Consider the following 11,825-nt stretch of genomic DNA (forward strand, 5'->3'; position numbering starts at 1 on the left):
AGGGGGTTTTTGCATGAGTTATCGTCAATTAGCAGAAGACATTATTAAACACATTGGTACAGAGAAAAACGTCCATTCATTGGTGCATTGCGCCACAAGGCTTCGTTTCACCTTAAATGACAGATCAAAAGCAGATAAAGCGGCCATTGAAAAATTAAATGGCGTCGTTACCGTTATGGAAAGCGGCGGCCAATTTCAAGTGGTCATTGGCAATACCGTACCAGAGGTATATCGAGAAATTGGAGAGTTTACGAATCTATTAGAGGATTCCTCTGCTTCATCTGCAAAATCAGGTGAAGAGAGCACAAGCCTTTTCGGGAAATTCGTCGACATTGTATCGGGGATTTTCACACCACTTCTCGGTGTCATGGCGGGTGCAGGTATTTTAAAAGGTCTCTTAGGCATCTGTATCAACGCAAAATGGTTATCTCCTGAAGATACGTCGTATCAAATTTTATTTGCTGCATCTGACAGCTTGTTCTACTTCCTGCCATTATTGCTCGCATTCACTTCTGCTAGGAAGTTTAAAGCGAATCCGTTTGTCGCTGTGACGATAGCAGGTGCACTGATTTACCCAACCATTCAAGAATTGTCAAAAGGCGGCGGAGATGTGACATTCTTCGGGATTCCAGTCGTCTTAATGTCTTATACATCTACGGTCATCCCAATCATTTTGGCAGTGTTTGTCATGGGATATATCGAACGTTTCTTTAACAAAGTCATTCATGAAAGTGTCAAAAACTTTATTACTCCACTGATTTTGCTTGTCACGGTTGTTCCGCTGACACTCATCATATTTGGACCATTTGGTGTGTATGCAGGAAATGGCATTGCAGCTGTTTTGCTGAAAGTATTCTCCTTTAGTCCTACACTTGCAGGTGCTTTAATTGCGATGGCTTGGCAGATTCTTGTCATCTTCGGTATCCACTGGGGACTTGTGCCAGTGATTTTAAATAATATCGCAGTCCATGGGAAAGATCATATCAAGCCGGCCACTGCGCCAGCTGTATTCTCACAAGCCGGTGCTTCAATCGGTGTTATGCTGAAAACAAAGAATAAAAAACTGAAATCACTGGCTGGATCGACAGCAGTTTCTGCTGTGTTTGGGATCACAGAGCCAGCTGTATACGGGGTCACGCTTCGTTTGAAAAAACCATTTATTGCAGCCGTTATCTCTGCTGGGGTCGGCGGTGCGATTATCGGTTATTCACAAAGTATTGCAATTGCGTCAGGCCTTCCAAGTTTACTGACACTGCCGATTTTCTACGGTCAAGGATTTACAGGGTTCATCATCGGAATTTCGGTCTCGTTTGTCCTTTCTATCATCTTAACTTATTTGATTGGATTTAAAGATCCAGTAGATGAAGATGAAACGCCGGCCGCTTCTGCACCGGTAATTGAAAACGAACATGGGGTCAAAGCCGCTCATGTGAAAAGTCCTTTAAAGGGCGAGGTCATCAAGCTGGAGGAAGTGCAGGATAAGGCATTCTCATCTGGTGCACTAGGAAAGGGCGCAGCCATCATTCCATCAGAAGGCAAGCTGTTTGCACCAGTATCAGGAGTTGTGACAACGGTTTTCCCAACAGGCCATGCGTATGGTCTAACCTCTGAAAGCGGAGCAGAAGTACTCATTCACATTGGACTGGATACCGTACAATTAGGTGGAAAGCATTTTACCCCGAAGGTTGTTCAGGGGCAAACCATCACAGAAGGCGAACTGCTTGCTGAGTTTGACATAGAAGCCATCCAAGCAGCCGGCTTGTCCGTCACAACACCAGTGATTATTACCAATTCAGGTGAGTTTAGCGATATCATTGAAACAGAAGAGAAACAAATCACACCAGGGCAATCATTTTTACATCTAGTTTAATCAAGAGGAGGAAGAAATCATGAGATATTCAACACTAGCATCATTTCCAAAAGACTTTTTCTGGGGCGGATCTACTTCCGCCTATCAGGTAGAAGGTGCGTGGAACGAGGATGGCAAGGGGCCTTCTGTCATTGACATGAGAGCAAGTTATCCTGAAGGGACAACGGATTTTAAAGTCGCAAGCGATCACTATCACCGTTATAAAGAGGATGTGAAGATGTTTGCGGAAATGGGCTTGAAGGCTTATCGCTTTTCCATTGCGTGGACACGGATCATTCCAGATGGAGATGGGGAGATCAATCAAAAGGGGATTGAATTCTATCATTCTCTCATCGATGAATTGCGCCGCTATGACATTGAACCAATCGTGACAATGTATCATTTTGATCTGCCTCATGCGCTTCAAGTAAAGGGCGGGTGGTCTAACCGCGGGACAGTGGATGCGTTTGAACGCTATGCAGAGGTGCTATTCAAGGAGTATGGTCAGAAGGTAAACTATTGGCTGACCATTAATGAACAAAACATGATGATCTTACATGGATCAGCGCTCGGTACACTTGATCCAAATTTAGAAAATCCGAAAAAAGAACTGTATCAGCAGAATCATCATATGCTCGTTGCACAGGCAAAAGCCATGACGCTTTGTCATCAAATGCTGCCTGAAGCGAAAATTGGACCAGCGCCAAACATCGCGCTCATTTATCCGGCTTCTCCAAAGCCTGAAGATGTGCTTGCTGCGGCGAATTACAATGCGATCCGAAACTGGCTTTATCTTGATATGGCGGTGTTCGGCCGTTATAACAACCTTGCTTGGGCGTACATGAAAGAAAAAGACATTCTTCCTGTCATCGAAGAGGGAGATATGGATATATTGAAAAGCGCGAAGCCAGACTTCATTGCCTTTAACTACTACACTTCTCAAACGGTTGAAGCGAGTAAAGGAGATGGCAACGACGAATTTGCACGCGGCGGAGATCAGCATTTGAAATCCGGTGAAGATGGCGTCTACAAAGGCGGCAACAACCCATTCTTAAGCAAAAATGCGTTTGGCTGGGAGATTGACCCTGTCGGCTTCCGTTCAACGATGCGCGAGATTTATGACCGCTATCAGCTGCCGCTTATTATCACGGAAAACGGATTGGGTGCTTTCGACAAGTTAGAAGAAGATGGATCAATTCAGGATGATTATCGAATTGATTATTTAGAAAAACATATCGAGCAAATCAAATGGGCGATCACAGACGGCGTCGAGGTATTCGGATACTGCCCGTGGTCAGCCATCGACTTAATCAGCACACACCAAGGATGCTCCAAGCGCTACGGGTTCATCTATGTCAATCGCGACGAATTTGACCTAAAAGACCTCAAAAGAATTCGCAAAAAGAGCTCTTATTGGTATGAAACCTTGATTCAGCAAAATGGAGACAACATCGGGAAGTAAATGATGAAAAAGCCAATCACCTTATGCGGGTGGTTGGCTTTTTTTCTGTTCACTTTATTGGCAAGATCATATTGTTCGAGTTGTTCTAACATGATAGTCTGATGATATATTGTAAAAATTGGATAAAAATCCATTATCAGAAAGGGGTTGTTTATATGATGACGATTTTTTTTATGTTCTTCACATTGTTTTTGATTTTTTATGGTTTGAATTATATAGGACAGAAATTAATTGCGAAGGAATATCCAATGAACCATAGATTGATTGTGATACTGTCAGCTGTGGAAGGTATTCTTGTTTTCGTCATTGTTGGTGTGAATGCGAAATTTCCGTTTTTATTTACAGTACTTATGTCTGTTCACATCTAACTCTCTACTATCATTATACCCCGAATTTAATTAAATTTATAGACTGTTTCTCGCCCATCTCTAGCCGTATACTGTTATACGCAAGTCAAAAACGATAAGGGGTGTGGCTGTATGAATGACAAGCAAAAGGTGTTAGATCCCGGGCCGTTTTTTCATGGGACAAAAGCGGAATTGAAGATTGGAGATCTGCTTGAACCGCTTTATTTATCCAATTATCAGGATAAAAAATCGAACCATATCTATTTCACCGGAACACTAAACGCGGCCAAATGGGGTGCTGAATTAGCTAGGTCTGATGCGAAAGAAAGAATTTATATTGTAGAACCGTTAGGCGATTTTGAAAATGATCCAAATGTGACTGACAAAAGATTTCCCGGCAACCCAACACGTTCTTATCGATCGAAATCTCCGTTGAAAATAGTCGCAGAATTAGGTTCATGGGAAAGACATTCCGATGAAGAAATCAATCATATGCTGAGCTCCTTAAAAAAATTAAGTGAAGAAGGAAAAAATGTCATCTACGATTGATGACGTTTATCTCAATAACACAAAGGCCGCCTCATGAACTGGGCGGCCTTTTGTTTGATCTTATTGAAATAGCGCATCCATCAGCTCATTAAATGTTTTGGCTTGCTTGAGGGAGTGAATGCGGTCTGGATTGTCTAGTAAATCGACGGCCTGTTCAAAGAATTGGTTCATACAGGCAGCGTCATCCTTATGAATCGCTAATAAAAAGACAAGTGAAACTTGGTCGCCCTGCCAGTCAATTGGCTGTTTTAAGTGTGCGATGGCTACAGAGGAGGTGCCTTCATTTGTGATAAGCGGATGCGGCATTGCAATACCGCTGCCAAGATAGGTAGACGACATTTGCTCACGCTCAAACACCGAGGGCCGAAAAGAAGACGATACTAGCTGATGCGCCTCTAAACGGCTGCATAATATATCTAATACCTCATCCTTGCTGCTTAGATCAGCATTCATGAAAGTCAATCGCTTTTGAAAAAACGCCATCAGCTCTTTTGAGGGTGCCCCGTGCCCATTTAATAAATGAATGACTTCATTCACACGTTGTATATCATGATGTTCAAAAAAGGCGCTGACCTGAATGACTGGTTTCCCCTTTGATGTGAGTGGAACGGTTGTGATGATGACGTCACACGGCAAAGAGGTGCTCATGAGATAATCCTGATAGGAATAGAGCTCAACGATGTCAAGCTCGTGCTGAAAGGCTGCCTTCAATTTAATTTCAAGCAGTCTGGCCGTCCCTAGTCCAGACCCGCATACGATAATCGCTTTCTTTTTTTGCGAGGTGTCGAGCTGACTTCTTTCAATTGAAGCAGCGATATGCAGGGCAACATATGCCGCTTCATCTTCATTTGGCGTCCGCACCAGCTGTAAGGCATTCAGCCCGCTGACAGCCAAATCAAACGGGTAAGGATAGGACGTTTTGATCTCATGCAAAAGCGGATTTTGTAATGATACGCCATATTGGATGCGATTTAATAACGGCTTCATATGAAGCATCAAGTCTTGCTGCAGGATGCTGTCATCAGCAAAACGATGGCCGCTTGTTTTTTCAATGTGCTGTAGAAAGACTGTAACCGCCTGTTGAACTTCCGCTGTCGTCTGATGCTGGGCGGCTTCTTTCCACGTTTGGTTCGCCAATAGATGCATGACTAAGTAATCTGTTTCATCCTCTGGTAAGGTCACATAAAAAGTGTCACTCACCTGCTGTATGATTTTTTGTGCAATTCTCATCAAAACGGGTGATCTTTGTGTGCGGACGCTACTGGCGGATATCCGCTGGTTTTTTCGTGTTTGCTGAATCGCAATGGCTAAGTGAATGACTAAATTTTTTAAGGCAATGTCTTTAATGAGCAATGACTCTTGATGCAGGTTCGTCAACACAATAGATCGAATGGTTTCAAGAGATATATCAGGAAAATGGAGCTGCTCCCGCTCGGTGATATGAGAGAGAGCAGGCTCTTCTTCAAGAAGTAAGTCTGCATAGCACGTTCTTTTTTGCAGCTCATCTCCTTCAATCTTTAAGCCAAATCCAGGCTTTGACACAAGGGTCATGCCGTAACGGGCTAACATCTCTCGTCCTTTTTTTAAATCACTGCTGACCGTCATGCGGCTGATAAACAGTTCTTCAGCCAGCTGGTCAATTTTTAAGTAATCTGATTGAAGCAGCAGCTTTCTCATCATAAATCGTACACGCTCTTCTGGCATGACGGGGACAAGAGAGCGGGCAGGAAGCTTTTGCTGATGAAGCCAAAGTAAGAAAGCGTCTTGATCACTCGTTAAAAGAGTATATCCCTTTCCTCGGATCGTTTTAATCATGGCTCCTGCTTCCTTTAAATACTCATTTGCTTCCTTGATTAAATTGCGGATAGAGCGGTCAGATAAGCGAAAAGAGGAAGTGAGCTCCTCCAGCTTCACGAACCCCTTCGTTTCAAAAAGCCGCTGAATCAGCTGATAGGTTCGAGGATCTGCCGTCATCATCATTGCGCGGCTCCTTGCGCCTGCAAGGCATCAGTTCCAAGAGCGATGGCGCCCATTAAACCAGATAATCCATCAAAGGATGGTTTTGTGATAATTTCTTGTAAAGGCTTTGGCAGCTGCAAATAGCCGCGAAGCCGCTTGTCTGTTTCATCAAGAATAAGCGGCAGCATAGCCGGCTGTTTCATCACACCTCCACCTAGAATGATGCGTTCTGGTGAAAGGGTGAGCAGCAGGTTAGCGGTCATTTGCCCGAGATAGTAAGCATGAAGTGACCAAGCAGGATGATCCTCTGGCAGCATGGGTGCCAGTGTATGATAGCGTCCTTCTATGGCAGGTCCAGATGCCAGTCCCTCTAAACAGTCATGATGTATAGGGCAGCAGCCTCCGTAAGTGTCATGAGGATGCCGCTGAACGGTGATATGACCCATTTCTGGATGCAGCAATCCGTGAATCAGGCGATGTTCAATATAGGCACCGCCGCCTATTCCAGTCCCAACAGTAATATAGACCAAGGAGGCAGGCTTTTCTGCTTCAGTTGAAAAACGGGCTTCTCCGAGTGCTGCACAGTTTACATCGGTATCAAGCTTCATCGGGGTTCCGAGGGCTTGTTTTAAGGTAGAGAGGAAAGGGAATTGGCGCCAGGCTGTTTTTGGTGTGTCTAAAATCGTCCCGTAGCTTGGGCTTTGCTCTTTCACATCGACAGGCCCGAATGCCCCAATTCCAATGGCATCGACACGATGCTTTGTAAAGTAATCGATCACTTGCCGGCATGTTTCATCTGGATTCCCTGTTGCAAAGGAAGTCATGTGTTCAATCGTTCCGTCTGTAGTTCCGTAGCCGCAGACAAATTTCGTTCCGCCTGCTTCAATGCCTCCAATTCGCATGATCAATGCCCTCCATTAAAGAGGGGCGGAATCCATTGGATCCCGCCCCTACATGTTCATTTTTTCTTTACAATGTAGGTTTGTACCTGACAAGGTGTAAGCGGTTCAATGTGTAATGATCCATGTTGTGCTTTGAGTATATGTCCTTCAGGTGTTTCTCCTAAATTCGCTGTTTCTCCGTGTTGTAGAGATGAACTATTGATTGAAGCGGCTGTTTGACGCGTTAAATATGGATTGAAGAGACGAATGACAATGCCTGTTCCGTGCTCTTCTTTTTTCAGAGCGCTTAGAATGGCTCCATCTGTCTCGATGTCAAGCAGGCTATAAGTAGATTGTAAGTCTTCTTTTTCATCTCGGAAAGAGAAAATTAAACGACCGTTTAAAAAGTCTGCCCGCTCGTAGCATTGAACAGGTGTGGTATACCGTTTGGCAAGCTGCGCTAGGTGTCCCTCGCTGACTGCATCCTTGCTATAGTGCATACCAAATGTGAATGACAGTGCACCTTGCAGCTGAGCGTCAGGCGTATCCACAATTTTTTCCCCAGATGCGCGTCCTGGACGGTAAAGAAGGTTTTCTTTCCCCATTTTCCCGAAACAGCGGAAGAGCGTATATGCAATCGTTGTATAGCCTTCTCCTGTGATCTGATATTCTCTCACGCAGTCGGTCAACAGAGCGGCACCATATGCTTCATCACGAAGTGCGACAAAGGATTGCATCGGTTCAATGGTGATCGGTTTTTCTTCCCAATGTTCATTGTTCCACCATTCAAGCTCTTGTGTTAGCTCTGTTGGGCGTTCGATTGTACCAAACTGTTGATCGCTCAGTGATACGTTTGATGCGATGCCTGTATCAAAAAGAACGCGCAGGCGATGATCTAACGCATGGTTGTCCACATCTACATGAAAACGGATGACAGCATCGTCTTTGTTTAATGCCACCTTCGCTGTGATCTGAAGTGAAGTCCCAGCCAATTGCTTAGAGCGCTCCTCTAGGTCGTAAGGGACAGTGAGCTGAAGCTTGATGGTCAGCTCTTGCTGCAGGCCGCTTTTAGCCACTGAGATGTCTGCTGATGAAAGATCCTTGGATGACACATACAGGTCCTCACGAGGGGGGGAATAGTTGTAGGAATCCCCATCATCTCCGTTGTCTTCAAAGATCATTTGCTCAGAGAATGTCCGGCCAGTTTGCTTATCTGTGATGTCCAGTGATCCGTTGTCATTTGCCGCAATGCGGTAATACGTATTTTCAATCACTCGTCCTTCAGTTTGTTCCCATGCCGATTCGCTTGATTCATCGAAGACCATGCTGACCTGTGTATAACCAACTGACGGTAAGTTGATGGCTTCAATCAGCAGAATGGCTTTCCATACTTGCTTTGGCATGTACACTTCTTTACTTGGGTTAAGAGAAATTTGCTGTGCCAGCACATAATCTGTGACATCGGTTTTGCTTTTCACTGTGTACTGAAGCGTTCGTCCATTTGCATCCTTTAGCGTAAATGGACGTTCCGTGATAAAGGTTTCGACTTCAATGACTTCAGAACGCTTTGAAGGCAGTGTATTGAACAACGTGAATGTGATTTCTTGCTCTGTTTGCAGTCGAATTGTGATGAGACGCATGTGCAAGTCCACAAGATTCTCGGCGATTTCCTTTGCCTGCTTGTAGCGGAAGAAGACATCTTGGTTTGTCGTGTCACTATTACAGCCGCCAATGCTGTCATGCGCTGCATTTTCAAACATGAGGTACCAAATATCACGAACCGTATCATGCGGATAGTCGTGTCCAAGCGAATAGCTAATCGTGAGGATGGGCTCCATCACATTCACGAGATAGTTTTCAATTTGGTTGTTTAAGATTTTTAAATCCGCTCGTGTTGAAAAGATAGATTTATGAATCCGCATATGCTTCGCATGAATGAGCTCTCCGTGTAATGTCTCGAAAGATGTCCGCTCTTTTTTTACTGCTGCAATATAATCTTCTAAGCTGCTGATTTGATAGTGGTGCTTGTCAAGTTCATTGGCTTTTTCTAATAAGTCAGGCAGGTTTTTACGGATGGGTGCTTGGTCAAAGCCATTCGGGAAATAGACATTCTTTGTGGTTGCCTTTGCTTGCAGCGCACCAATCTTTTCAGATAAAAAGGCTTGTAAGTCCTCATCTTTCTCAGGGATATTTCCACCGTAGTAGTAGCCGAATGGCAGATTCACAGCAAAGACTTCACTGCCGTCAGCACCGCGCCAATTGAATTCAGTATGGTTCGTCATATGGTCAGAAACGCCGCGCCAAAATGCCGTATCGACAATGCCGAAGCCGCGATAAATTTGAGGCATTTGTGCGGATTGACCGAAGGAATCAGGGACATAGCCGACTTTCATCACGTGGCCGAACTGCTGACAGCGTTCAATCCCATATTGCAGGTTCCGCACAATCGATTCACCTGAAATGACGAGCTGGTCGGTTTGGGTATACCATGGGCCGATGATGAGACGTTTCGCTGTGACAAGCTTTTTGATTCGATTCTCATCCTCTGGCCGCCATTTCAGATAATCATCTAATAAGGAAGCCTGGGCATCGAGCATGAAGTAATGGAACCTTTCATCTGTTTCAAGGGTATCTAAGATGTCCATTACGCTTTTCATTAAGTAAATACGGGAGCGGGAGGTGGTGAAATACCATTCCCGGTCCCAGTGAGTATGTGGAATCACATGTACATTGACAGTCATTGATCAACGACACCTTTCTTCGTTCAAATTATCCTTCTAGCACAAGGTCAAAATCGTCTTCTTCTTTCTGCTTCTGATCATGTTCCGGCGTTTTTGGCTCTTTTTTCTCAGAGAAATTCACAAGCAGGTTGGCGCCAATACCGATGACGAGTGCGCCAGTAAGGGCTCCGATTAAATAAGCCCACCAGTTTCCGACTGAGAAGAAGCCGTATAGCCCGCCAATTGGCGGCATGATGTCATGAACTCCTAATAATGCAGCGACCCCGCTTCCAGCAGCACATGCGACAACATTGAGCGGAATCAATTTCAAAGGATTGACGAGGGTAAAAGGGATCGCCCCTTCCGTAATACCGATAATCCCCATGACAAGGCCGCCTCGTCCGGCTTCTCTAAAGGTTGGGGAGAAGTTGCGTTTTCGAATCAATGTCGCAAGCCCGTATCCAAGCGGTGGAATGACAATCGCAATATTGACGAGAATGGCAGGGAGGTAGACACCTGATAGGAAGAGGGCGTTACCAGCCATCCACGCTGATTTATTCACCGGTCCGCCAAGATCGAATCCAATCATCGCCCCTAAAATGAGAGCGAGCGCGAGTGTGCTTGTTCCATCAGCGACCATACCTTTAATCCATTCAATTAATGCCGTGTTCAAAGCGCCTAATGGTCCGCCCAGCAGAACTGACATAAGAAGTCCGGTTAAGCCAACGGTAATGAGCGGCAGGATGAGCAGAGGGACGAGCCCGGCTGCAGAGCCTTGAATTTGAATTTTTCTTTTTACAAAAAGAGCAACATATCCTGCGAAGAAGCCTGCAATGACGGCACCAATAAATCCAGCATTGGTTGAGCTGGCGAGGGCACCGCCGATAAAACCGGCTGCAAGGCCTGATTTATCCGCTATGGAATAGGCGATAAATCCAGCAAGCAGGACGTTCATTAAGCCAATACCTGTCCAGCCGACCTGCTCCATTAAATAGGCGCCGTGCAGTATGCCGCCAGCTTCCTTATAGGGGTTTAAATCTGAAACGCCAAACCCTAATCCGACCAGTTTTGCTAAACCAACGATAAGTGAGGCGCCGATGATTACAGGAAGAATATAAGAAATACCGGTCATAAGATGGCCTTCAATGACTTTTAATTTTGCTTTCATTTTCTTTGCTCCTTTCTATATGGCATTGCTCATGTTTATTGAGATTCAGACTTTTTCTTTTCAACAAGTGCTACAGCTTTGGTGATAATTTGCTCGGCATTTTTTAAGGCACGTCCGATCTCGACACGTACAGTGGGAATGCCTGAGAAGCGTTCCGCATCGTTGATATGCTGATTTGAGGCAATGATGCAGAGGTCTGCCTGCTGCGCTTCCTCTGCTGTAATGCCGTTCACCTGTCCCATAATCCCCTGCTGTTCGATTTTGATCTCGTGTCCGAGCTGTTTACCTGCATTTTCTAACGCTTTGGCTGCCATTGGAGTATGAGCTAACCCTGCTGGACATGAAGTGACACCGACAATTTTCATTGTGTAATCCCCTCTTTCAATTGTTGTTCAATGACGTCGTAATAGTAATCAGCTGTTTGACCTGGTTGAATCTTCTCGATAAAAGCAGGTTCCATTAGACTGGTCGCAATACCTGACAGTAATTTCAGATGTGTGACATTAGCTTCTTCTAGTGGAACGAGCAGTGTAAATAAATAGCTTGTGGGCAAATCGTCGAAGCTTCCCCATTCAATGGGTTGTTCAAGTTCTAAAAAAAGAAGTGAAGCCGTTTGTACAGCGGAGCTTTTTGTATGTGGAATGGCGAAGCCTTGCTGAAGTCCTGTTGAGACTTCGTCTTCGCGTGTCAACAAATCTGCTAATAGCCCCGCCTGATTGTTTGTAATCTGAAGGTCTTCAGCTTTCTCGGAAATGTATTGTAAAATCTCATTCTTTGATCGTCCGTTTACTTGTGTGAAAACATGATCTTTTTGGAACAAGCTGATCCCTTCTCTCTTGTTTGTTAAGCGCTTACAAGTTGATTGTAATGTACTTTTCCGCATGGTTAAA

The 11,825-nt window shown here is 44.8% G+C and carries 10 protein-coding genes; 4 read left to right on the top strand and 6 right to left on the bottom strand.

All coding sequences use genetic code 11. The features are described from left to right. Nucleotides 1-13: 13 nt before the first annotated feature. The 4 genes from MHB69_RS01370 (at nt 14) to arr (ending at nt 4,207) form a co-directional block, all read left to right on the top strand. Nucleotides 14-1,870, top strand: a complete 1,857-nt coding sequence (locus tag MHB69_RS01370) for a beta-glucoside-specific PTS transporter subunit IIABC (RefSeq protein WP_326133445.1) — start codon at nt 14-16, stop codon at nt 1,868-1,870. 19 nt (nt 1,871-1,889) lie between these two features. Further along, on the top strand, nt 1,890-3,311 hold the full coding sequence (locus MHB69_RS01375) for a glycoside hydrolase family 1 protein (protein WP_044333462.1): 1,422 nt from the start codon (nt 1,890-1,892) through the stop codon (nt 3,309-3,311). Between the two features lie 155 nt (nt 3,312-3,466). Then, entirely contained in the window at nt 3,467-3,679 is a 213-nt protein-coding gene (locus MHB69_RS01380; RefSeq protein ID WP_326133447.1) for a hypothetical protein, read from the top strand. Between the two features lie 111 nt (nt 3,680-3,790). Then, nucleotides 3,791-4,207, top strand: a complete 417-nt coding sequence (arr, locus tag MHB69_RS01385) for an NAD(+)--rifampin ADP-ribosyltransferase (RefSeq protein ID WP_034283133.1) — start codon at nt 3,791-3,793, stop codon at nt 4,205-4,207. Nucleotides 4,208-4,267: 60 nt separating this feature from the next. Here arr and MHB69_RS01390 read toward each other — a convergent pair whose 3' ends face one another. The 6 genes from MHB69_RS01390 to MHB69_RS01415 are packed head-to-tail and all read right to left on the bottom strand — an operon-like array spanning nt 4,268 to nt 11,755. Then, nucleotides 4,268-6,187, bottom strand: a complete 1,920-nt coding sequence (locus MHB69_RS01390; protein WP_326134891.1) for a PRD domain-containing protein — start codon at nt 6,185-6,187, stop codon at nt 4,268-4,270. After that, entirely contained in the window at nt 6,184-7,068 is an 885-nt protein-coding gene (locus MHB69_RS01395; protein ID WP_098677757.1) for an ROK family protein, read from the bottom strand. The genes MHB69_RS01390 and MHB69_RS01395 overlap by 4 nt, the downstream gene beginning before the upstream one ends. A gap of 56 nt (nt 7,069-7,124) precedes the next feature. Next, the gene (gene mngB, locus MHB69_RS01400; RefSeq protein WP_326134892.1) at nt 7,125-9,788 is read right to left on the bottom strand and encodes a mannosylglycerate hydrolase; all 2,664 of its coding nucleotides are present in this window, start codon (nt 9,786-9,788) and stop codon (nt 7,125-7,127) included. A gap of 28 nt (nt 9,789-9,816) precedes the next feature. Next, on the bottom strand, nt 9,817-10,935 hold the full coding sequence (locus tag MHB69_RS01405) for a PTS fructose transporter subunit IIC (protein ID WP_046313686.1): 1,119 nt from the start codon (nt 10,933-10,935) through the stop codon (nt 9,817-9,819). A 35-nt stretch (nt 10,936-10,970) separates the two neighbouring features. After that, a complete protein-coding gene (locus MHB69_RS01410; protein ID WP_024424400.1) occupies nt 10,971-11,300 on the bottom strand; it encodes a fructose PTS transporter subunit IIB in 330 nt (109 codons plus the stop codon). Beyond that, complete coding sequence (locus tag MHB69_RS01415; RefSeq protein WP_046313691.1) at nt 11,297-11,755, bottom strand: PTS sugar transporter subunit IIA; 459 nt, start codon at nt 11,753-11,755, stop codon at nt 11,297-11,299. Before MHB69_RS01415 ends, MHB69_RS01410 begins: the two co-directional genes overlap by 4 nt. Between the last annotated feature and the right edge of the window lie 70 nt (nt 11,756-11,825).

It is taken from the genome of Bacillus sp. FSL K6-0994, from assembly GCF_038630815.1.
Lineage (GTDB): Bacteria > Bacillota > Bacilli > Bacillales > Bacillaceae > Bacillus > Bacillus safensis.

Coding starts and splice junctions, on each gene's coding strand:
- MHB69_RS01370 (WP_326133445.1), top strand. CDS start 14: ATGAGTTATCGTCAATTAGCAGAAGACATTATTAAACACATTGGTACA.
- MHB69_RS01375 (WP_044333462.1), top strand. CDS start 1,890: ATGAGATATTCAACACTAGCATCATTTCCAAAAGACTTTTTCTGGGGC.
- MHB69_RS01380 (WP_326133447.1), top strand. CDS start 3,467: ATGATGACGATTTTTTTTATGTTCTTCACATTGTTTTTGATTTTTTAT.
- arr (WP_034283133.1), top strand. CDS start 3,791: ATGAATGACAAGCAAAAGGTGTTAGATCCCGGGCCGTTTTTTCATGGG.
- MHB69_RS01390 (WP_326134891.1), bottom strand. CDS start 6,187: ATGATGATGACGGCAGATCCTCGAACCTATCAGCTGATTCAGCGGCTT.
- MHB69_RS01395 (WP_098677757.1), bottom strand. CDS start 7,068: ATGCGAATTGGAGGCATTGAAGCAGGCGGAACGAAATTTGTCTGCGGC.
- mngB (WP_326134892.1), bottom strand. CDS start 9,788: ATGACTGTCAATGTACATGTGATTCCACATACTCACTGGGACCGGGAA.
- MHB69_RS01405 (WP_046313686.1), bottom strand. CDS start 10,935: ATGAAAGCAAAATTAAAAGTCATTGAAGGCCATCTTATGACCGGTATT.
- MHB69_RS01410 (WP_024424400.1), bottom strand. CDS start 11,300: ATGAAAATTGTCGGTGTCACTTCATGTCCAGCAGGGTTAGCTCATACT.